The sequence below is a fragment of the Polyangium jinanense genome (genome assembly GCF_028435365.1).
This window is the reverse complement of the sequence record NZ_JAGTJJ010000013.1, coordinates 1-22,278: the sequence shown is the minus strand read 5'-3', so window position 1 is coordinate 22,278 and position 22,278 is coordinate 1. Positions and strand designations below refer to the sequence as shown.

Genomic DNA, 22,278 nt, shown 5'->3' with positions numbered 1-22,278 from the left:
CGCCTCGGTCGACGCCCGGATCCCGGGCGATTCGGCTTGCTGTGCCCTTGGCATCGTTGGTGCTCATACAGCATGCATGCTTCACGAGGATCGCGCCGTACGGCGGTGGATGGCGCTGCTTTCGCTTGGCCTCTTGCTCGTGCCAGGTTTTTCGTCGGCGGAGCAGGCCGCGGCCACCGCGCAATCGCCGGGCCTGAAGGCTTTTTCGTTGCGCGAGGCGATCACGTACGCCGAGAAGCGGAACCCGGATCTCGTCGCGGCCCGCGCGCGGGTGCAGGCCGCGCAGGCCGCCGCGCGGGTGCCCCGGGCGCAGTGGCTCCCCTCCGTCGGCGCGACGGCCCAGATCCTCGGCTCGACGGTCAACAACTCCACGGCGACCGTCCTCTCGAACCCGCGCGTCGACCTGCCGCGGATCGGCGCGACCCGCATCTCGGCCGAGCCGGATTTCACGCCTTACGCCTCGACGCTCGTCGCGGTCGGCCTGCGGCAGGAGATCTTCGATTTCGGCCGGATCGCCGCGCAGACGGCGGCCCTCGATGCGCAGGCCGAGCTCGAACGGCAGCGGACCGAAGGCGCGAAGCTCGACGTCACACTCGAGGTCACCGAGGCGTACTGGGCCGTGCGCGCGGCGAAGTCGGTGGCGCAAGCAGCCGACGAAGCCGCGGCGAGGGCCTCGACGCATCGCGATGCGGCGCGCGCGGGCGTCTTCGCAGGCCTTCGGACGCCCGTCGATCTCGCCCGCGCCGAGGCGGAGGTCGCGCGGTTCGAGGTCGCGAAGGTGCGGGCCCAGGGCTCGCTTGCCGCCGCGCAGGCCGTCTTCGCGGCCGTCGTGGGCGTGCCCGATGCGGCGCTCGACGCGGGCGGCGAGGCAGGCGAAGACGAGGCGCTCGGCTCGTTGGATGCGCTCCTCGAACGCGCCCGGGAAGGCAGCGCGGAGGTCCAGCAAGCGCACGCGCGGGTCGACCTCGCGAAGGCCGAGACGCGCGCGGCGGCGGCGCAGATGCGGCCCGACATCTTTCTCACCGCGGCGATCTCCGGGCGCGCGGGCGGCGCGCCGCCCTCGAATGGATCGACCGTGGGCGGGCACGGCTTCGCGCCGCTCGTGCCGAACTGGGACGTCGGCGTGGTGCTGAGCGTCCCGCTCTACGATCCGGTCCTCGCGGCCCGGCGTGACGCGCTCCGCGAGGTCGAGGACGTGCGGGAGGCGGAGCTCGAGGCGACCCGCACGACGCAGGCGGCGACCGTGCGACAGGCCTACCTCGGCCTCGTCGCCGCGCGCCAGGCGCTCGGGGCGCTGGAGCGCTCCGCGGCTGCGGCGCGGGCGAACCACGAGCAGGCCGAGGCGCGGTTCAAGGCCGGCCTCGGCACGATGCTCGAGCTCGTCGACGCCGAGGCGCTGCGGGTGGAGGCCGAGGTCGAGCGCGCGGTGGGCGGGTTCGAGGTGGCGAGGGCGCGGGCCGCGCTCCAGCGGGCCGTGGCGGAGGTGCGCTGATGAAACGAATGGATCGGCGGGTGATGATCGCGCTCGGCGCAACGCTCTTCGTGGCGCTCGGCGGCGGCGCGGCGCTGCTTCTTCGGGCGAATTCGTCGGACGTGACACCGCTCTCGGCGCAGCCGAAGGCCGCGACGGTCGTGCCCGCGCGCGAGGCGACATATCGGCCCACGCGGCGCTTCGTGGGCACACTCGCGCCGTGGCAAGAGGCGAACGTCGGCCCGCAGCTCGTCTCGGCCTACGTCGAGACGGTGCTCGTACGGCCCGGGGATGTCGTGAAGCGCGGGCAGGTCCTCGCGACACTCGACTGCCGCAACGCGTCTGCGGGCAGCCAGAGCGTCGCCATGCAGGCCCGCGCCCTCGACCAGCGGCAGCGAGCCATCGCGAGCGAGGCGGCGCGCGTGCAGGGCCTCGTCGACGATGGGTTCGTCTCGAAGAACGAAGCCGAGCAAAAGGCCGCGCAGAGCGCCGCGGCCGATGCGCAATTGAAGGCGCTGCGCGCGGAGCTCGCGGGCAAAGCGCTCGAGGTGAACGATTGCGTGCTCAAGGCGCCGTTCGACGGGGAAATCACCCGCAGGAGCCTCGATCCAGGCACGTTCGTGCGGCCCGGGACGGCGCTCGTGTCGATGGTCGATCGCGCCATCATCCGCGTCACGGCGGACGTCCCCGAGGTCGATTTCCAGGCGGTCACGCCGGGCGCCGAGGTCAAGCTGCGCCTGCTCGCGACGGGCAAGGAGATGACCGCCCGCGTCGCGCGACGCTCTCCAGCGGCCGATCCCGTGACGCGCACGCTGCACGTCGAGATCGACGTGCCCGACCCGGAACGAACGCTCCCCGTGGGGACCACCGCCGAGGTCTTCACCGAGGTCGGCGCGCCCCAGCCCGCCATCGAGGTGCCGCTGCGCGCAGCGACGGTGCGTGGCGCGAAGGCGACCGTGGTCATCGTCGAGGGCGACGTCGCGCGAAAGGCCACGGCGCGTGTCCTCGGCGAAACCGGAAAGAGCCTGTTCCTCGAGCCCTCGATCCTGCCTGGCTCCCTCCTCGTGCTCGAAGGCCGGGCGCAGCTCCGGAATGGCGACGTGGTGCGCGCGAAGGTCGAAGGCGCGGCCGCGCCCGTGCCGTCCCTCGTGCCCGTGTCCACGCCTGCGCCCTCGGGAGGTGCGGTCCGATGACCCGCCTCGCGCTGCGAAACCCGCTCGCGGTGCTCGTGGTGAGCATCGCGCTGATGGTCTTCTCCGCGGTCGTCACGCCGCGTTTGGCCGTCGATACCTTCCCCGAGCTCACGCCGCCCGTGCTCATCGTCGGCACGCTCGCCTCTGGGCTCGGACCCAAGGACGTCGAGAAGACGATCACGTGGCGGCTCGAAAAGTTCATCGCCGCCACGCCCGGCGTCGACCACATCAAGAGCGAATCTCGAAACAGCCTCAGCATCATCTATGTGTGGCTGAAATGGGGGACCGACCTCAACGCCGCGCAATCGCTCGTGCAGCAGCAGGTCGCGTTTGCGATGTCGTCCGTGCCGAAGACGCTCGGTGTCCTACCGCCGTTCGTCTTGCAATACGATCCCTCGAACGCGCCCCTCATCCAGATCGCGGTTCATGGCGGCGGGCTGAGCGGACCGCAGCTTTATGATTTCGCGGTCAACACCGTGGAGCCCATCATCGAGGGGATCCCGGGCGTCGCCAGCGCTTCGCCGAACGGCGGCCGCGAGCGCCAGATCAACGTCGTCGTCGATCCGGTGCGCGCCCAGGCGCGCGGCGTGACCTCGAGCGAGATCGCCGCCGCGGTAGACAAAGCGAACGCGCTCCTGCCGTCGGGCCGCTTCATGGCCGCGGGCTTCGAGGCGAACGTCTACACGAATGCGGTCGCGCCGCGCGTCTCGGACATCGGCGAGTCCGTGGTGAAGGTCGTGAATGGGCACCCGGTGCTGGTGCGCGACGTGGCCACGGTCGAGGACGGCGGAACGCTCCCCACGCAGTTCGTCTCCGTCGACGGGAAACCCGCCGTGTACCTCAACGTGCTCCGGATTCCCGGCGGAAACACCGTGCAGATCGTGGAATCGATCCGCGAGGCGCTCGCGCACCTGCCCGAGCTCCCCCCCGGGATGGTCGTGCAGCCCATCTTCGATCAATCGACGTTCGTCGAGGGCGCGATGAAGGGGCTCGGGCGCGAGATCGTGCAGGCGCTCTTCCTCATCGCGGGGGTCATCCTGATCTTCCTGCAGAGCGGGCGCTCGGTGCTCATCGCGGCCATTTCCGTGCCGCTGAGCTTCGCGGTCATCCTGCTCGTCCTTTACGCGACGGGCCAATCGCTCAATGCATTCACGCTGGGCGGGCTGACGCTGGCCATGGGGCCGCTCGTCGACATCTCGGTCGTCGTGCTCGAATCGATCCATCGCAGGCGCATCGCCGGCGAGGACGACGCGACGGCGGCGCTCCGGGGCGCGAACCTCGTCGCCGGGCCCGCGCTCGCCGCTTCGCTCTGTACCATTGCGGTGCTCCTGCCGGTCGTCCTCCTGACGGGACTTGCGAAGAAGCTCTTCTCGCCCCTCGCGCTCACCGTCGCATCCGCGATGGTCGCCGGATATTTCGTGAGCATGCTGGTGACGCCCGTCGCCTGCCGTTACCTGCTCGGCCACGACGAACCGGGAAAACTCGCGCGTACGCTCGAACGAGCCGTCGAAAGGCTCGCGGGGGCGTACGCGGCGGCGCTCCGCGTGGCGCTCTTCCACCGGGGCGCCGTCGTCCTCGCGACCGTCGTGCTCGTCGCGGGCAGCGTTTATGGCGCGTCGCGGCTCCCGAGCGCGTTTTTCCCCGAGATCGACGAATCGATGGAGCGCGTCTACGTCCGCCTCGCGCCCGGGACCTCGCTCGAAGAGTCGACGCGCGTGTTCCAGGAGATCGGGCAGGCGCTCCGGGAGGAATTGCCCAGGGACGAGGTCGAGCTCGTGCTCATGAACGTTGGAGCTCCCAGCAAGGCCCGCGCGAAGATGAACAGCCCGAACGCCGGCCCGCACATGGGTTTTTTGCGTGTCGCGCTCGTGCCGCCCGAGAAACGCAAGCACTCGCAGCGCGAAATCGCCGACATGATGCGCGCAATCCTCGCGCGGCGTTTCCCCGGTGTGGATTTCTTGCAGGCCCCCGGCGGGCTCGTGGCCAGCGTCTTCTCGAATGGATACATGGCCCCGCTCGTCGTCGAGGTGCGCGGGGACAACCTCGAAGAGCTCGACGCCCAGGCCCGCGCCGCCGCCGAGGTCGCGCGGACCGTGCCGGGCGTCCGTGACATCTATACGACCTTGCAGCTCGATTACCCCGAGCTCCGCGTGGCCACCGACAGGCAGGAGGCGGGCCTCGTCGGCGTGACGGCGCGCGCCGCGGCGCAAACGACGCTCGAAGCGACGCTCGGGAACATCAATGCACCCTCGGTCTGGGTCGACGGCTCGAATGGCCAGTCGTATTACGTGGTCACCGCCTACGATCGCGGGGTCGTGAGCGAGGCCGACCGGCTGCGCGAAATCCCGATCCGCGCGCTCTCCTCGGGCGCCGTCACCCTCGGCAGTTATGGCGCGATCGAGCGATCGGCAGGCCCAATCTCCATCGAGCGCAACCACCTCCAGCGCGTCGCGCACGTCCTCATGCAGACCGAGGGGCGGGATCTCGGCAGCGCCGCCGCCGATCTCGAAGCGCGGCTCGAGCAGGATCCACGCACCCACGACGTGCGATTCGCCATGGCCGGGCAGGTCGAGTTGATGCGCACGACCTTCGGCGGCCTCGGGATCGCGCTCGGCCTCGCCGTCATGGTCGTCTTCATGATCATGACCATTCAGTTCAAGTCGCTCCGGCTGCCGCTCGTCATGTTGTTCACGATCCCTGCATGCCTCGTCGGTATCGTCGCGGCGCTCCTCGGCGCGCGCGAAGGCTTTTCCATTCCCGCGTTGATGGGGGTCCTCATGGTCATCGGCATCGCCGTGTCGAACGGCATTCTGCTCGTCGACCATGCGAATCGGTCGTTCCAGTCGGGCAAGGACCTCCTCGAAGCGGCCGTCGAGGCAGGACGCGCTCGATTCAGCCCCATCGCCATGACGAGCCTCGCCACCATCATCAGCTTGCTCCCGACCGCGCTCGGCCTCGAGCACGGGACGGAGTCGAACCGCCCGCTTGCGCTTGCCGTCACCGGCGGCCTTGCTTCGTCCACCTTCCTGTCGCTTTTCCTCGTGCCTTCGATGTTCGTTTTCCTGGCCAAACGAAGTCCCGAGGACGTGCTTTCCGTCGAATGAACCGTAGGTGAATGGGGGACTCATGCCTCGCCTGTTGCGATTCTTGCTGCTCCTTTTGTGCGGGCTCGCCCTGATCACCGCGGTCGGGTACGTCGCCTTGACGCGCACGACGCACCGCTGGTTCGAGTCGGATTTGCGCGCACGTTCTCTGTTCGTCGTGACCGCCACCAAGCAGCTCCTCGCGCGGAACTGGGAGCTCGGCCATGAGGGCCTCGTGGACGCCCTGGAGGACATCACCCGGGACGAGCGCGTCATGGGCGCCGCCGCGTGCACGCTCGACGGCCAGCGCCTCGCCGCGACGGCCGCGTATCCGCTCGATTACGGCTGCCGCTGGGTCCTCGCGCGCATCGAGAAGGAGGGCGCGGAGGCGAACCCCTGGACGACGACCGAAGCGCTGCCTGGCGGCCGCGTGCACCTCAGCGCGGTCACGGTCGGGCCCGAGGGCCAACCCCTCGGGCGCGTGCTCCTCGTGCACGATCTCAGCTATCTGGAGCGGCGTGAGGCGACCACGCGAAACCTTCTCCTCGTGGCGTTTTTCGTGCTCTCGCTCGGCGCGGCCACCATCACGATGATCGCGAGCGGTTGGCCTTTCGTGTATGGACCTCGGAGCTGCGGCGCGCCTTGTCGGGCGAGGTGACGCGTGATTTCAAGCCGCTCGTCGGGGACGTGCGGGAGCTCGCCCGGCGCCTCGCCAGCGAGCGCGATCGCGAGGCGCGGGGCGGCCCCTGGAATCCTTCGCGATTGCGATCCACGCTCACGACGCACCTCGAAGGCGAGCGCGTCATCATCCTCGCGAACCGCGAGCCCTACATTCACGACAAAACGCCCACTGGCGTGCGGGTCCTGCACCCCGCGAGTGGCCTCGTGACCGCGCTCGAGCCCGTCATGCGCGCCTGCTCCGGGGTATGGGTCGCGCACGGGAGCGGGAGCGCCGACAAGGAGACCTCGGATGCTCGCGGCCACGTAAAAGTCCCGCCCGGGGAGGAGTCCTACAGCATTCGACGCGTCTGGCTCAGCGACGCTGAGGAGAACGGGTATTATTACGGCTTCTCGAACGAGGGGCTCTGGCCGCTTTGCCACGTGGCGCATGCGCGCCCGGTGTTCCGGGCCGAGGACTGGGAGCATTACGTCCGCGTGAACCGTAAGTTCGCGGACGCGGTCTGCGAGGAGGTCGACACCGAGGACCCGATCATCCTGGTGCAGGACTACCATTTCGCGCTCGCCCCCCGCATGATCCGCGAGCGCCTCCCGCGTGCGACGATCCTGACCTTCTGGCACATCCCCTGGCCGAGCGCCGAGCGGATCGGCATTTGCCCCTGGCGCGAGGAGATCATCTCGGGGCTCCTCGGATCGAGCATCGTCGGGTTTCACACCCGAGAGCATTGCAACAACTTCATCGACGCGGTCGACACGTTCATGGAGAGCCGCATCGACCGGGAGGCGAACGCGGTCGTCCAGGGGGCGCGGCGGAGCCTGGTCCGGCCGTACCCGATCTCCATCGAATGGCCCGTGCACTGGCTCGAGGAGCTGCCGTCCGTGGCGGAGTGCCGCGCCTCCGTGCGCAAGGAGCTCGGTTTGCCCGCGGACGCGCTCCTCGGCGTTGGCATCGATCGGCTCGATTACACGAAAGGCATCGAGGAGCGCCTCCAGGCAGTCGACGAGCTCCTTTCACGATACCCGGAGTTCCGCGGCCGTTTCACCTTCGTCCAGCTTGCCGCGCCGAGCCGCACCAAGATCGCCCGTTACCGCGAGCTGAACGATCGCGTCGAGGCCCTGGCCGACGAGATCAACGCGCGGTGGGGGAAGGGCGACTACCGCCCCATCATTCTCCTGCGCTCGCACCACGAGCCTCCCACGGTCTTCCGTTATTACCGCGCGGCCGAGCTTTGTTACGTGTCGAGCCTCCACGACGGCATGAACCTCGTGGCCAAGGAGTTTGTCGCGGCGCGTGACGACGAGCTCGGCGTGCTCGTTCTGAGCCAGTTCACCGGGGCGGCGCGCGATCTGACCGAGGCGCTCATCGTCAATCCGTACGACCTCGGCCAGGCCGGCGACGCGATGGCCGCGGCGCTTCGCATGCCCGAGGACGAGCAACGCGAGCGGATGTCGTCCATGCGCCGCATGGTCTCCGAATTCAACGTCTATCGCTGGGCCGGACGGATGCTCGTGGACGCGGCGGAGGTGCGCCGCCGCGAGCGCGTCTCGGGAAGGCTCTCGGCGCCGGCGGTGCTCGCGCGGGCCATGGGTTCGTGAAGGACGGGAGGATGCTCAGAGACGTGTGCAGCGGGTGCTCGTGCAGGCGTAGCCGTCGAGGCAATCACGACCGTCCCTGCAGGAGCGCTCGCAGACGCCGTCGACACAGGCATTGCCCACACCGCAGCTCGCGTCGCTCACGCATTCGACGCAGCGGCTTTCGAGGCAGTACTGGAACGCGGCGTTTTTGCCCTCGCAGTCGCCCTGGTTCGAGCACGGCACCGATTTCGGCTCGGGCACACAGGCGGCCCATGCGACGAGCATTCCGACGGAAACAACGAACCAGCGTGTGAAGGAAGGTTTCACGTGGTGGACCTCCAAACGCTCGTTCGCAAGAGCAGAGAGCATGCCACGGCGGGAAGCGCGGGGATCCCGCACGCGCGGGTGACGTCCCGTGTGGGAATTTTTCCCCGGGCGCAGGGAAATTTTCCGGTCCCGGACGCGTCACGCCCCCGCGTCGCCCCCTCGATCCCGCAGCCGATATCCGACGCCCGGCTCCGTCACGAGCAATTTGGGCCGCGCCGGGTTCGCTTCGATCTTCTTGCGCAGCTCGGCCATGTGGACCCGGACGTAATGGGGCTGGTTCGCGTATGCCGGCCCCCAGACCTCCTTCAAAATGTGCTGGTGCGTCAGCACCTTGCCGGCGTTCTGCGCCAGCAGCACGAGGAGCTTGTATTCGATCGGCGTGAGGTGCACTTCCTGGCCCCCCTTTTTTACCTCGCGCCGCACGAGATCGATTTCGACATCCCCGATCTCGATCGTCTGCGCCGCGCTCTGTGCCCCGCCCGCGTGCGCGTGCCGCAGCGCGACCCGCATCCGCGCGAGTAGCTCGTTCACGCCGAAGGGTTTTGTCAGGTAATCGTCCGCTCCCGCGTCGAGTGCGGCCACCTTGTCGTCCTCGCGCCCGCGCGCCGAGATGACGATCACGGGCATCCGGCCCCATTCGCGGATCCTTCGCGTCAGGTCGATTCCGTCGCCGTCCGGCAGGCCCAGATCGAGCAGCAAGAGCTCGGGATTGTGCGTGCTCGCGAGCATGAGCGCCTCTGCGGCGCTGCCCGCTTCGAGGAGCCGATACCCGTGCGACGTGAGCGTCGCGCGCATGAACCTTCGCATTTGGGGCTCGTCCTCGACGAGGAGCACCAGCGGGCGGAAGTCGGTCATGGCTGGGCCTCCAGGGCGTGCGCGGCGACGGTGGGGGCCACGCCGGGGATCGGGACGCGGATGCGAAAGTTCGCGCCGCCGGAGGCGCGATTCTCGGCGGTGATCGTGCCGCCGTGCGCCTCGACGATCGCCTTGCAGATTGCGAGCCCGAGCCCTGCGCCGCCCGCGCCCGTGTTTCCTCCGCGGAAAAACTTCTCGAAGATCCGCGACTCGCTCCCCGGCGGCAGCCCTGGGCCCGCGTCGGCCACCTCGACGATCACCATGCCGGGCTCGCCGCGGGCGAGCACCTCGATCGGAGACCCGGGGCTCGTGTACCGCGATGCATTCTCGAAGAGGTTGATGAACACCTGCTCGAAGAGTACGGGATCCACCGACAGGAGCGGTAATCCTTCGGCGAACGCGACGTTCACGGGCCGGTCCCCGAGCTTTCGTTCGAGCCGCGTCAGCGCGGAGCCGACGAGCTCTTCGAGCGGCACCCATTCGCGCTTCAGCGCCACCGGGCCCGCCTCGAGGCGGGTCATGTCGAGCAGGTTCGCGACCAGCCTTTCGAGCCGCTCGGCTTCCTCGCAGATCGACTCGAGCAGCTCGGCGCGGGTGTGCGCGCCGAGCCCCCCGTCGTCGCGCATCGCCGTGGCCGCGCCCGTGATCGCCGACAGCGGCGTGCGCAGGTCGTGCGAGACCGCCGAGAGCAGCGAGCTGCGCATTTCCTCCGTCTTCGCGCGCAGGGCGGCGGTGTTCGCCTCGCTCGTGAGCCGCACGCGCTCGAAGGCGAATGCCGCCTGCCTGCGAAACGCGTCGAGAAACGCGCGCTGCTCGGCCCCGAGCGGCGTCGCTCCTTTGGGCGCGAGCACGAGCACGCCGAGCGGCGCTCCCCGGACGGAGAGGGGCGCACAGACGACCTTCGAGCCCGGGAGTGTATCCGTGCCGAGCCCCGAAGGACGGGCGTGTTCGAAGGCCCAGCGGGCGACCGCGAGATCGGCGGAATCGAGGGTTGCCGTGGCCGGGGCGACCGCGACGGTCCCGAGCGCGCCGTCGTCCGCGGCTTGCAGCACGTGCGCGGCCGCTTCGAAGACCTGCTCGGCGTGGCGCGCGACGGCCGAAGCGACGGCCCCGGTATCGTCCGCCGCCGCGAGATCCCGGCTGAGATCGTAGAGCGCGGCCGTCCGCGCCTCGCGATGCCGCGCGTCTTGCTCCTGGCGCCGGATGCGGGCCGTCAGCTGGCTGAGGAGCAGGCCGACGCCGAACATCATGGCGAACGTCAGGAGATACCGCGCGTCGGCCACGTCGAACGTGTGGAACGGCGGGACGAAGAAGAAATCGTAACCAGCCACCGCCAGCGCCGCCGCGAGGATGGACGGGCCGCGCCCGAAGCGCACCGCCGCGAGCATGACGGCCAGCATGTAAAGCACTTCGAGATCGGGCACCGGGTAGATTGCGCGCACGGCCTCCGCGAGCACGGTGGTGGCCGCGACGAGCAAAACGGCCCACCCGTACATCACGGGCCGCGTCGGCTCCTTCGGCAATTCCGGCGGGACGGGCGCCGTCTCCGCGCTCTCGCTGCCGCTGATGACGTGCACGTCCACGTCCCCGCTGCCCCGCACGACCTCGTCGAGCAGCGAGCCGCGCAGCCGGTCGCGCAGGCGCGAATGGGTCGGCTTGCCGATGATGATGCGCGTGACGTTGTGCTTGCGCGCGTAACGCAGGAGCGCCTCCGAGATGCTCGCGCCGGAGAGCCTCGTCACCGCGGCCCCGAGCGTCTCTGCGAGGCGCAAATGGGCTTCGAGCCGCGCCCGATCGGCCTCGCTCGGCGTCTTCGTCGCGGGCGACTCGACGTACGCGGCGACCCACGGCGCGCGCAGGCCCGCGGCCATGCGGCTCGCTGCGCGCAGGAGCCGTCCCGAGCTCGGCGCGGGGCTGATGCACACGAGGATGCGCTCGCCGGCTGGCCACGGCGTGATCACGCCGTGCTGCTCGCGATACGCCCGCATGTCCACGTCGACACGCTCGGCCGTGCGCCGCAGCGCGAGCTCGCGCAGCGCGAGCAGGTTGCCGCGCTGGAAGAAATGCGCGGCAGCGCGCTTCGCCTGCTCCGGCAGATAGACCTTTCCTTCGCGCAGGCGCGCGAGCAGCTCTTCGGGCGCGATGTCCACGAGCTCGATCTCGTCGGCGCGATCGAGGATCGAATCGGGGATCGTCTCGCGGACCTGGATGCCCGTGATCTGCGCGACGACGTCGTTCAGGCTCTCCACGTGCTGCACGTTGACGGTCGTGAACACGTCGATGCCCGCGTCGAGCAGCTCGAGCGCGTCTTGCCAGCGCTTCGCGTGCCGCGAGCCGGGGACGTTCGTGTGGGCGAGCTCGTCGAGCAGGAGGAGCCCGGGCCGGCGCGCGAGCGCGGCGTCGAGATCGAGCTCGGAAAGCGTGCGTCCGCGATAGTCGACCTTGCGCCGCGGCAAGACGTCGAGCCCTTCGAGCAAGGCCTCGGTCTCCGCGCGCCCGTGTGTCTCGACGATCCCGGCGACGACGTCGACCTTTTGCTCGAGCGCCCGCTCGCGTGCGACCTGCAGCATGCGGTACGTCTTCCCGACGCCGGGGGCGAACCCGAAGAAAACACGCAGCCGCGCGCGTTTTTCGCGCCCCTCTTCTTCGTTCGCACGGCGAACGAGCGCGTCGGGATCGGGTCGACTGTCGGGATCGGTCATGGACGAGCTTCCGCGTGATCGAGAGCGAGGTTCAGGCGTAACACGTTCACGCGTGGCTCGCCGAGGACGCCGAGGGCGCGGCCTTCCACGTGCGCGTCGACGAGGGCACGGACGCGCGCCACGTCGAGCCCGCGAGCGCGCGCGACGCGGGCGACCTGGAAATGGGCGGCGGCCGGCGAGATGTGCGGGTCGAGGCCGCTGCCCGAGGCCGTGACGAGGTCGACGGGGATCGGCGTGGTGTTCCCCGGATCCGCCTCGCGGAGCGCCGTGATCCGCGCCGCGACGGCGTCTCGCAGCGCCGGGTTCGTCGGCCCGAGGTTCGACCCGCTCGATGCCGCTGCATTGTAGGGATGGCTCGGCGTCGCGGACGGGCGCCCCCAGAAATACCGCGGATCGTCGAACGGCTGCCCGATGAGCTCGGAGCCGACCACGCGTTCTCCCTCGCGGATCAGGCTGCCATTCGCCTGCGCCGGGAAAGCCGCGCGAGCGACCGTGGTGACGAGCAGCGGATACACGACGCCCGTGAGCAGCGTGAACAGGGCGAGCAGCGTGAACGCGGGGCGGAGGAGCGATTTCATCTTCGATTCCTTTTAACCGACGCCGAGGGCCGCGAGCACGAGGTCGATGAGCTTGATGCACGGGAACGGCAGCACCACGCCGCCGAGGCCATACACGAGCAAATTCCGCCGGAGGAGCACGGGCGCGGGCGCCGGCCGGTAACGAATGCCGCGGAGCGCGATGGGGACGAGCGCGATGATGACGAGCGCATTGAAGATCACGGCCGACAGGATCGCCGTGGCCGGCGAATGCAGCCGCATCACGTTCAGCGCGCCGAGCGCGGGGTACGTCGCGGCGAACGCGGCCGGGATGATGGCGAAATACTTCGAGACGTCGTTCGCGATGCTGAACGTCGTCAGCGCGCCGCGCGTCATCAGCATCTGCTTTCCGATCTCCACGATGGCGAGCAGCTTCGTCGGGTTGGAGTCGAGATCCACCATGTTCCCGGCCTCCTTCGCGGCTTGTGTGCCCGTGTTCATGGCCACGGCCACGTCCGCCTGCGCGAGCGCCGGGGCGTCGTTCGTCCCGTCGCCCGTCATTGCGACGAGGTGCCCGTCCCGCTGATACGAGCGGATCATGGCGAGCTTTTGTTCGGGCGTCGCCTCGGCGAGGAAATCGTCGACGCCCGCCTCCGCCGCGATCGCCGCGGCGGTGAGGGGGTTGTCGCCGGTGATCATCACCGTGCGGATACCGATGCGGCGCAGCTCCGCGAATCGCTCCTGGATCCCGCCCTTCACGATGTCCTTGAGCTGCACGACGCCGAGCACCTGCGCTCCCTCGGCGACGACGAGCGGCGTGGATCCCTGCTTCGCGACCTCGTCCACGATCTGCCGCACCTCGGCCGGGACCACGCCGTTCTGCTCCTCGACGAAGCGCGTGATCGCATCCGTCGCGCCTTTTCGGATGCTACGCCCGTCGAGGTTGACCCCGCTCATGCGCGTCTGCGCGGTGAAGGGCACGAACGTCGCGCCGAGCGCGTGCACGTCCCGACCGCGCAGCGAAAAGCGCTCCTTCGCCAGCACCACGATGCTGCGACCCTCCGGCGTCTCGTCCGCGAGCGACGAGAGCTGCGCCGCGTCCGCGAGCGCGCCCTCCTTGATGCCGGGCGCGGGCAAAAACGCCGTCGCCTGACGATTGCCGAGCGTGATCGTGCCCGTCTTGTCGAGCAGCAGCACGGTCACGTCCCCGGCCGCCTCGACGGCGCGCCCCGACGTGGCGATCACGTTCGCCTGGACCATTCGATCCATGCCCGCGATGCCGATCGCGGAGAGCAATCCGCCGATCGTCGTAGGAATGAGGCAAACGAGCAATGCGCAGAGCACGGTGAGGCTCACGGGCGCGCCTTGCCCGGAGCTCTGCACGGCATATTTCGAGAACGGCAGGAGCGTCACGGTCGCGAGCAGAAAAACGATGGTCAAGGCCGCGAGCAGGATGTCGAGCGCGATCTCGTTCGGCGTCTTCTTCCGCTTGGCGCCCTCGACCATGGCGATCATGCGGTCGAGGAAGGTCTCGCCTGCGTTCTCGGTGATACGCACGATGAGCCAGTCCGAGAGCACGCGGGTCCCGCCGGTGACGGCGCTGCGGTCCCCGCCGCTCTCGCGAATGACGGGGGCGCTTTCGCCCGTGATGGCGCTCTCGTCGACCGACGCGACGCCCTCGAGCACCTCGCCGTCGCTGGGAATGGTATCTCCCGCTTCGACGAGCACGATGTCCCCGCGGCGAAGCGTCGACGAGTCCACCTCGGCGCGCGGCGCGTCGAGTCGAGGCGTATCCAGGCGTTTGGCGCTCACGTTTTTGCGCGTTTTTCGGAGCGCATCGGCCTGCGCCTTGCCGCGTCCTTCGGCCATCGCCTCGGCGAAATTCGCAAAGAGGACGGTGAACCAGAGCCACAGCGAAACGGCGAGGATGAACCCCGCGGGCGCTTCGCCAGGTCCGGTGATCGCCGCGTGGAGGAACAGCACCGTGGTGAAGGCGCTGCCGACCTCCACGACGAACATGACCGGGTTTTTGATCATCCGCCGTGGATCGAGCTTCCGGAAGGCGTCGACGGCGGCGCGGCCGACGATGGCGCGCTCGAAAAGCGGACGAGCCTGGGTTCGGGTCGTCATGAGGGGGCTCCAATCACCTTGCAAACAGGGAGAGATGCTCGACGATGGGACCAAGCGCGAGCGCCGGGACGAACGTCAGCGCACCGACGAGCAGAATGGTCCCGACGAGCAAAAGCACGAAGAGCGGCGTGTGCGTCGGCAGCGTCCCCGCGCTCGCAGGGACCAGCTTTTTGCGGGCGAGAGAGCCGGCAATCGCGAGCACGGGGACGATGATCCCGTAACGACCGATCAGCATGCAGAGGCCGATGGCCGTCGCGTAAAACGTCCCGCTCACGGTCAGCCCGCCGAACGCGGATCCGTTGTTGTTCGCGCCGGACGAGAATGCATAGAGGATCTCGCTGAATCCATGGGCGCCGGGATTCCCGAGGGACGCCGTCCCCGCGGGCGTGGCGCTCGCGAGGGCCGTGCCGACGAGCACCGCCGCCGCCGGGAGCAGGATGACGAGCGAGGCCATTTTCATCTCGAATGCCTCGATCTTCTTGCCGAGGTACTCCGGCGTGCGCCCGACCATCAGCCCCGCGATGAACACGGCGATGACCGCGTACATGAGCATGCCGTAGAGCCCCGAGCCCACGCCGCCGAACACGATCTCGCCGAGCTGCATGAGCCACATCGGCACGAGCCCGCCGAGCGGCGTGAAGCTGTCGTGCATGGCATTGACGGATCCATTCGAGGCCGCGGTCGTCGCCGTCGTCCAAAGCGTGCTGTCGACGATGCCGAACCGCGCTTCCTTGCCCTCCATGTTGCCGCCGGGCTGGAGCAAGCTCGCGCCCTGATCGACGCCGAGGCTCGAAAGGACGGGATTGCCATGCTGCTCCGCGGCCGTGGCGATGACGAGCAGGGGCACGAAGATCGCGAGCATCGCCGCGAAGACGGCATACCCTTGCCGTTTGTCCTTCACCATCGCACCGAACGTGAAGCAGAGCGCGGCGGGGACGAGCAGGAGCGAGAGCATCTCCACGAAATTCGAGAGGGCGTTCGGGTTCTCGAACGGATGGGCGGAGTTCGCATTAAAAAAACCGCCGCCGTTTGTCCCGAGCTGCTTGATGGCGATCTGCGAAGCGGCGGGCCCGAGCGCGAGGATTTGCCGGGTGACGCCCGCTCCGTCGCTCGAGGTCGTCGGATCGAGCAATTCCGCCACGTGGCTCCCGGCGAACGTCTGCACGACGCCTTGCGAGACGAGCACGAGCGCCACGATGACAGAGAGCGGCAAGAGCACGTACAGCGTGCTTCGCGTGAGATCGACCCAGAAGTTCCCGATGCCATCGGCCGTGCGTCGGGTAAAACCTCGTACCAATGCGACGAGCACGGCCATGCCCGTGCCCGCGGAGACGAAGTTCTGCACGGTGAGCCCGAGCATCTGCGTCAGGTGCGACAGCGTCGTTTCCCCTGCGTAGGCTTGCCAGTTCGTGTTGCTCGCGAAGCTCACGGCCGTGTTCCAGGAGACCTCCGGGGACACCGCGCCGAGCCCGGCCGGGTTCAAGGGAAGGAGGGCCTGCAATCGCTGGAGCACGTACACCACGACCAGGCCGAAGAGGTTGAACAGGAGGACGGCCGCGGCATACCGAGGAAAAGGCATGTCCTCGCCTTCGCGGATGCCCGCGGCGCGATAAAAGAGGCGCTCGACCGGCCCGAAGACTCGCGCGGCGAGCTTGGCTTCCCCTGCGTAGACCCGCGCCATGTAGGCCCCGAGCGGGACGGCGAGCGCGACGAGCGCGATCAGGTACAGGACGCATCGAAGAAGGGCGTTTTCGATCACGACAACTTCTCCGGATAGAGGAGCGCGAACAGGAGGTAAGCGAAGAGAAGGGCGGCGAGGACGCCGCCGAGGTTCGTCAGGATCGCCATGGCGTCAGACTTTCTCGCAGAGCCGCACGAAGCCCCACGACATCAGGAAAAACGCGGCCGTGATGGCCAGGAACACGGCGTCCATTGGGTCAACTCCTCTCGCGTCGTCCGCCGTGGCGGAGGCGCGTGACGTACGAGCCCACGAGGCCTCTTATGGCCAGGATCGAGATCAACATGCCGAGCGTGCCCACGGAGCCGAAGGGCGCCGGCTGGCCGGCCTCGTACACGACGAGCAGGAGCCCGAGCCCGAGCCATATCCAGAGGAGGCTCCTCTGCTCGGCGCTCTCGTCGGGATCCCGATCGATTCCAGGTCGTTTGTCTCTTCGGTACGGATTCATGTTCAAAACCACGTCGTCGCGCCGAGCGTGACGGTGTCCTGGGCAGGGCGGTTCGGGACGAACGGCGCATCCACGCCATTGCCCGGGACCGCGCCGCCGAAATACATGTTCCCCGCCGCGTGATCGTGGCGGTATTCGAGCCGGAAGGAGGCTCGCTCGTGCGGCCGGAAGTCCGCCGTCGCCGTGCCGGACGCGACCCAGGAGACCGGCCAGAAGATGGCCGCGGCCGCGCCCTCGCCATTGCCATTGCTCGGCACACGCTCGTGGAATGCGTCTCCTCGCGCCGCGAGGTAGAGTTTGTCCGAGACGCGGACACGCGCATAGAGCGCGCCCGCGATCCACGCGCTCGTCCCGAAACGATTGGGCTCCGTCCCGCCATTGAGGTGGGCGATGAACGAGAGCCGGTCCGTCGGGTGGACGGTCGCGTGCGCGTCCACGAGGTGCCGCCACGCGCGGCCCTCGGGGGCGCCGCGGGGCCGCTCCACGCCCGTGAAATAGAGGAGCGAAAGCGCGAGTTTGTCCGGCCGCGTGTACGTGACCTGCGCGCCCAGCGATTTCTCCTCGTTGTTGTCGACGACACTGTTCCAGCCGTTGTAACAAGCGAGCGTCAAGGCCCAGGCGTCACTCAGCGGATACGTGACGCGCGCGCCCGTGTGGTAGAACGGAAGCCCGAAAAACAGGTTCGAGCGGGAAAAGTTCCAGTTGTCCCGGACCGCCATTCCCTCGGGGCCGATCGGCGAGAGAAAGAGACCGGCCTGGACGAGGAGCCCGCGCCCGATGTCGAACCGATACCCGGCGTAAGCTTGCTGGACGTACTTCCAGAGCTCCGCGCTCGTGGCATTCGTCCCGCTCGCGCCTGCGAGCGCTGGCTCGGCGAGGTAATAGGTGCTCGGCGTGTGGCCGACCTGGAGCGCGACGAGCCCCACGATCCGCTCCATGTCCCAGGACGCGGAGAGCGCGACGTTCGAGAGCGTGAACGTGTTGTGCCTGTTATCGAACCCTCGATAATGCGTGATGCCGTTCGAGGGCCGCCCAAAATTCCACTGATAAAAGCCTTCCGCATACCCGCCGAGCTGGAACGTGGCGGGGGGTTGTGCCTCGTCCGCGCGAGCCTCGTGGACGGAGCCGAGCAGGGCTGTCGCGGCCAGGAGAGCAGAACCATGACGGGTCATGCCGACGATCTGCATGCCCGGTGTATAGAGCTTCCCGTGTAAGGGCGGCGTCAAGGTCCGGCGCCCGGGTATCAAGAAAGTATCAAGATTGGGCGCGCGACGTTGGGGCCGTTCCGGATGGGATTACTCTTTGCGCCCCATGTCGGTCACTCCTTCCCAGGTGCCACCTACCAGTACGCATGCGCCCTCGGCGGCGCATGCAGCGCACGCCGCCCGCTTACCGCTCCTCCTCGGCGCGCTCGGCGTCGTCTTCGGCGACATAGGCACGAGCCCGCTTTACGCCATCAAGGAATGCTTCAGCCCCGCCAGCACGCACCGGGTCGATCCGACGCCCGCGAACGTCCTCGGCGTCCTCTCGCTCGTCTTCTGGTCCTTGCTGATGGTCGTGACGGTCAAGTACCTGACGTTCATCCTGAAAGCGGACAACCAGGGCTCCGGCGGCATCCTCGCGCTGCTCGCGCTCGTCCCTGCCCGCAAGGACGGTCGATCCATAGCGGGCCCGCTCGTGCTCCTCGTGCTTTTCGGCGCGGCGCTTCTTTATGGGGACGGCGTCATCACGCCCGCCATTTCGGTGCTCTCCGCGATGGAGGGCCTCGAAGTCGCCACGACGTCCCTCAAGCCCGCGGTCGTCCCGCTGACCGTCGTGGTTCTCTTGACGCTCTTTTTCGTGCAGAAGCGCGGCACGGCGGGCATCGGCAACGTCTTCGGCCCGATCACGCTGATCTGGTTCGTCACGATCGCGGCGCTCGGCGTCCGCTGGATCTGGCAGGAGCCCTCAGTGCTCGCGGCGATCGACCCGCGCCACGCGGTCGGGTTTTTCCTGGAACACAAGACCCACGGCTTTTTGTTGCTCGGCGCCGTCGTCCTCTGCATCACCGGCGGTGAGGCGTTGTATGCGGACATGGGGCACTTCGGCCGCGGTCCGATTCGCACGGTCTGGTATGCGGTCGTCTGGCCAGCCTTGCTCCTCAACTACTTCGGCCAGGGCGCTTGCCTCCTCCGGAACCCGTCCGCGGCGGCGAACCCCTTTTATGCCCTCGTCCCCTCCTGGGCCCTCTATCCGATCGTCGCCATCGCGACCGCGGCCACGATCGTCGCCTCGCAGGCGCTCATCTCCGGGGCCTTCTCGCTCACGCAGCAGGCCGTGCAGCTCGGCTATTTCCCGCGCGTGACCATCGTCCACACCTCGAAGGAGACCGAGGGCCAGATCTTCATCCCCGAGATCAACCGCGCGCTCTGCGCCGCCTGTGTCTTCCTGGTGCTCTGGTTCCAGAACTCGAGCGCGCTCGCCGCCGCGTACGGCATTGCGGTCACGGGGACGATGGGCATCACCACGGTCGTCTATTTCGTCGTCGTGACGCAGCGCTGGAAATGGCCGCTCTGGAAGGCGCTCCCGCCCGTCGTCCTTTTCCTCAGCATCGACCTCGCGTTCTTCGGCGCGAACGCCGCGAAGTTTTTCCACGGCGGATGGTTCCCAATCGTCATGGGCGCCGGCATCTACGCCGTGATGACGACCTGGAAGACGGGCCGCCGGATCCTCGGCGAAGCCTTCCAGGCGAACCTCCTTCCGCTCGAATCGTTTCTGCGCGACGTGGAGGAGCGGAAGCCGCACCGCGTGCCGGGGACGGCCGTGTTCATGGCCTCAAACCCGCAGGGCACGCCGCCCGTGCTGCGGCACCATCTCAATCACAACAAGGTGCTGCACGAGCAGGTCGTGCTGCTCTCCGTGGTGAACGAGCGTGTCCCCGAGATCGCGCCCGAGGAGCGGGTCGCGGTGGTCGACATGGGCCACGGGTTTTACCGGGTGACGGCGCGGTATGGCTTCATGCAGACGCCGAACGTGCCGAGCGTGCTCGCCCAGTGCAAGGACCACGGTCTCGTCGTGGAGCTCCGCAACACGAGTTATTACCTCGGCCGCGAGACGCTCCTGCCGACGGGGCGATCGAGAATGATGAAGTGGCGGAAGGATCTCTTCGCGTTCATCTCGCGGAATGCCAGGCCGGCGACGGCCTACTTCGGGCTTCCCCCAGGCAGGGTCGTCGAGCTGGGAATGCAGATCGATCTCTGAGCTGAGCATGGGTGTCATCGGGGAGGCGTTGAGCTGGGGCGTTGCCCCAGGCCCCACCAGGGGTTGTCCACCCCTGGACCCGGACCAGCGCAAGCGCTGGACCCGGGGTCGATGAACTGCGCAATGCGCAGTTCATCGAACAGGCCGAGGAACGACCCCCGAAAACCAAGACAACCGCGCTGCCATTTCGATGGGCAACGTTGTCCCTGGTCTTGCCACCGGCCGTTGGAAGAACTGCGCATCGCGCAGTTCTTCCACCACGAGTCCAGCGCTTGCGCTGGTTCGGGTCGAGGGGCGAACAGCCCCCGCGGGGTCCGGGGCAGCGCCCCGGCGCGGCGGCCCCTAGCCGCGGACCTCGCCGAAGTCCTCGGTCGTCCACTCCAGCGCGCCGCGCTCGTTCCGCGCGCGGCGCGCTGCCTCGAGCTTGCGTAGCTCGACGCGGCGGATTTTGCCCGAGATGGTCTTCGGCAGCTCGGTGAACTCGATCCGCCGCACGCGCTTGTACGGGGCGAGCCGCTCGCGTGCGAACTGCAAGATTGCCTGCGCGGTGTCGCGCGTGGGCGCCACGCCGGGCGCCAGCACCACGAACGCCTTGGGCACGCTCGTGCGCACCGGGTCGGGGCTCGGCACCACCGCAGCTTCGGCCACGGCCGGGTGCTCCAAGAGCGCGCTCTCGAGCTCGAATGGGCTGATCCGGTAATCCGAGCTCTTGAATACGTCGTCGCCGCGGCCGACGAAGGTGTAAAGCCCCGCCGCGTCACGCACGGCTTCGTCGCCCGTACGGTAGTATCCGCCCGCGGTGACCTCTGCGGTGCGCGCCTCGTCGTCGAGGTAACCCGCCATGAGCCCCATCGGCCGCGGGTCGAGCGCGAGCGCGATTTCGCCCTCGGAGCCGGCGCGGCCCTCGGCGTCGAGCAGCGCGACGGTATAACCGGGCAGCGGCCGGCCCATCGTACCGGGCACCACGGTCATCCCGGGCGTATTGCCAATCTGCGCCGTGGTCTCCGTCTGCCCGTAACCGTCGCGCACCGTGAGGTTCCACGCGCGGCGTACCGCATCGATGATCTCGGGATTGAGCGGTTCGCCGGCGCTCACGGCCTCCCGCAATGAAACCGGGTGCGCCGCGAGGTTTTCGAGGATGAGCATCCGCCAGACGGTCGGCGGCGCGCATAACGTGTCCACTTTGCACCGCGCGAGCAGGTCGAGCGTGGCGGTGGGCACGAAGCGCTTGTAGGCGTGGACGAGCACCGTGGCGCCGGCGTTCCACGGTGCGAACACGCTCGACCAGGCGTGCTTGGCCCAGCCGGGCGAGCTGATGTTGAGGTGCGTGTCCCCCTCGCGCAGCCCCACCCAGTACATCGTGGACAGGTGCCCCACGGGATAACTCTGGTGCGTGTGCAACACGAGCTTCGGTTTGGCCGTGGTGCCCGAGGTGAAGTAAAGCAGCAGCGGGTCGGTCGCGCGCGTGGGCGTGGCACTCGTGGGCAAAGCGGCAGGCGCGGCGTATGCGTCGTCGTAGCGCGTCCAGCCCTCGATCGGCTCGCCCACGGCGATGCGCACCACGTCCGGGCCGGCGGCGCCAAAGCGGTCTGCGACCGCGGACTCGGCGATCACGCAGCGCACCTCGCCGCGCGTGAGCCGGTCGGCCACGTCCTCGGCGGTGAGCTGCGTCGTGGCCGGGATGAGCACCGCGCCGATCTTCGCGGCGCCGAGCAGCACCTCCCACAGCGGCAGCACGTTGGGGAGCATGACCAGGATACGCGCGCCGCGTTCGACGCCGAGCCCGTGGAGAAACCGCGCCACGCGCGTGGAGCGCTCGGACAGCTCGGCAAACGTGGCGGTCGTTTCGGCACCCGACTCGTCGACGATCCAGAGCGCGCGGCGCGTGTTGCCGCGGGCGTACACGTCGAACCAGTCGGTGGCCCAATTGAAGTGCTCGAGCACGGGCCAGGAAAAGCCAGCGCACGCGCGATCATGGTCGTCGCGTGTTGCGAGCAGGTGGTCGCGGGCGCGTAGGAAGAGGTCCGTGGCGTTCATGGCAGGCTGCTCGTGAGAAGTATACGACCCGCAATGCGCGCGCAAGAGCGGCCCCTGGGAGGCGCTGAGCTGGGGCGTTGCCCCAGGCCCCACCAGGGGTTGTCCACCCCTGGACCCGGACCAGCGCAAGCGCTGGACCCGGGGTCGATGAACTGCGCGATGCGCAGTTCATCGAACAGGCCGAGTCAAGACTGGCGAGCGACCGCGCCAAACCAAGACCGCCACGCTGACGTCGCGATTGGCAACGCCGTCCCTGGTCTTGCCA

At 68.6% G+C, this 22,278-nt stretch carries 16 protein-coding genes; 6 read left to right on the top strand and 10 right to left on the bottom strand.

The window, feature by feature from the left end; all coding sequences use genetic code 11:
* Positions 1 to 76: 76 nt before the first annotated feature.
* From KEG57_RS22610 to KEG57_RS22590, 5 genes are read left to right on the top strand one after another with little or no spacing between them, the layout of a single operon-like run.
* Positions 77 to 1,492, top strand: coding sequence for a TolC family protein (locus KEG57_RS22610; RefSeq protein ID WP_272423582.1), 1,416 nt, complete (start codon positions 77 to 79; stop codon positions 1,490 to 1,492).
* The gene (locus KEG57_RS22605) at positions 1,492 to 2,664 is read left to right on the top strand and encodes an efflux RND transporter periplasmic adaptor subunit (RefSeq protein ID WP_272423583.1); all 1,173 of its coding nucleotides are present in this window, start codon (positions 1,492 to 1,494) and stop codon (positions 2,662 to 2,664) included. Before KEG57_RS22610 ends, KEG57_RS22605 begins: the two co-directional genes overlap by 1 nt.
* Positions 2,661 to 5,768, top strand: coding sequence for an efflux RND transporter permease subunit (locus KEG57_RS22600; RefSeq protein WP_272423584.1), 3,108 nt, complete (start codon positions 2,661 to 2,663; stop codon positions 5,766 to 5,768). The genes KEG57_RS22605 and KEG57_RS22600 overlap by 4 nt, the downstream gene beginning before the upstream one ends.
* A gap of 22 nt (positions 5,769 to 5,790) precedes the next feature.
* On the top strand, positions 5,791 to 6,405 hold the full coding sequence (locus tag KEG57_RS22595) for a hypothetical protein (RefSeq protein WP_272423585.1): 615 nt from the start codon (positions 5,791 to 5,793) through the stop codon (positions 6,403 to 6,405).
* Entirely contained in the window at positions 6,351 to 8,021 is a 1,671-nt protein-coding gene (locus KEG57_RS22590) for an alpha,alpha-trehalose-phosphate synthase (UDP-forming) (RefSeq protein ID WP_272423586.1), read from the top strand. Before KEG57_RS22595 ends, KEG57_RS22590 begins: the two co-directional genes overlap by 55 nt.
* A 15-nt stretch (positions 8,022 to 8,036) precedes the next feature.
* Here the strand turns inward: KEG57_RS22590 and KEG57_RS22585 are convergent, their stop codons facing one another.
* The 9 genes from KEG57_RS22585 to KEG57_RS22545 form a co-directional block, all read right to left on the bottom strand.
* Positions 8,037 to 8,327, bottom strand: a complete 291-nt coding sequence (locus KEG57_RS22585) for a hypothetical protein (protein ID WP_272423587.1) — start codon at positions 8,325 to 8,327, stop codon at positions 8,037 to 8,039.
* A gap of 138 nt (positions 8,328 to 8,465) precedes the next feature.
* On the bottom strand, positions 8,466 to 9,182 hold the full coding sequence (locus KEG57_RS22580) for a response regulator (RefSeq protein ID WP_272423588.1): 717 nt from the start codon (positions 9,180 to 9,182) through the stop codon (positions 8,466 to 8,468).
* A complete protein-coding gene (locus KEG57_RS22575) occupies positions 9,179 to 11,884 on the bottom strand; it encodes a DUF4118 domain-containing protein (protein ID WP_272423589.1) in 2,706 nt (901 codons plus the stop codon). Before KEG57_RS22575 ends, KEG57_RS22580 begins: the two co-directional genes overlap by 4 nt.
* The gene (gene kdpC, locus KEG57_RS22570) at positions 11,881 to 12,462 is read right to left on the bottom strand and encodes a potassium-transporting ATPase subunit KdpC (RefSeq protein WP_272423590.1); all 582 of its coding nucleotides are present in this window, start codon (positions 12,460 to 12,462) and stop codon (positions 11,881 to 11,883) included. Before kdpC ends, KEG57_RS22575 begins: the two co-directional genes overlap by 4 nt.
* 12 nt (positions 12,463 to 12,474) lie before the next feature.
* Positions 12,475 to 14,550 (bottom strand): potassium-transporting ATPase subunit KdpB, encoded by a 2,076-nt coding sequence (gene kdpB, locus KEG57_RS22565; protein ID WP_272423591.1) that lies wholly within the window; start codon positions 14,548 to 14,550, stop codon positions 12,475 to 12,477.
* A 13-nt stretch (positions 14,551 to 14,563) separates the two neighbouring features.
* Positions 14,564 to 16,309, bottom strand: a complete 1,746-nt coding sequence (gene kdpA, locus KEG57_RS22560) for a potassium-transporting ATPase subunit KdpA (RefSeq protein ID WP_272423592.1) — start codon at positions 16,307 to 16,309, stop codon at positions 14,564 to 14,566.
* Complete coding sequence (gene kdpF, locus KEG57_RS22555) at positions 16,306 to 16,398, bottom strand: K(+)-transporting ATPase subunit F (protein WP_272423593.1); 93 nt, start codon at positions 16,396 to 16,398, stop codon at positions 16,306 to 16,308. The genes kdpA and kdpF overlap by 4 nt, the downstream gene beginning before the upstream one ends.
* An 89-nt stretch (positions 16,399 to 16,487) precedes the next feature.
* Positions 16,488 to 16,736 (bottom strand): hypothetical protein, encoded by a 249-nt coding sequence (locus KEG57_RS22550; protein WP_272423594.1) that lies wholly within the window; start codon positions 16,734 to 16,736, stop codon positions 16,488 to 16,490.
* A 2-nt stretch (positions 16,737 to 16,738) separates the two neighbouring features.
* Positions 16,739 to 17,962 (bottom strand): outer membrane beta-barrel protein, encoded by a 1,224-nt coding sequence (locus KEG57_RS22545; RefSeq protein ID WP_272458793.1) that lies wholly within the window; start codon positions 17,960 to 17,962, stop codon positions 16,739 to 16,741.
* Between the two features lie 85 nt (positions 17,963 to 18,047).
* Between KEG57_RS22545 and KEG57_RS22540 the strand changes: the two genes are divergently transcribed.
* Positions 18,048 to 19,976, top strand: coding sequence for a potassium transporter Kup (locus KEG57_RS22540; RefSeq protein ID WP_272423596.1), 1,929 nt, complete (start codon positions 18,048 to 18,050; stop codon positions 19,974 to 19,976).
* Positions 19,977 to 20,318: 342 nt separating this feature from the next.
* Here KEG57_RS22540 and KEG57_RS22535 read toward each other — a convergent pair whose 3' ends face one another.
* Complete coding sequence (locus KEG57_RS22535) at positions 20,319 to 22,013, bottom strand: AMP-binding protein (RefSeq protein ID WP_272428821.1); 1,695 nt, start codon at positions 22,011 to 22,013, stop codon at positions 20,319 to 20,321.
* Positions 22,014 to 22,278: the final 265 nt, after the last annotated feature.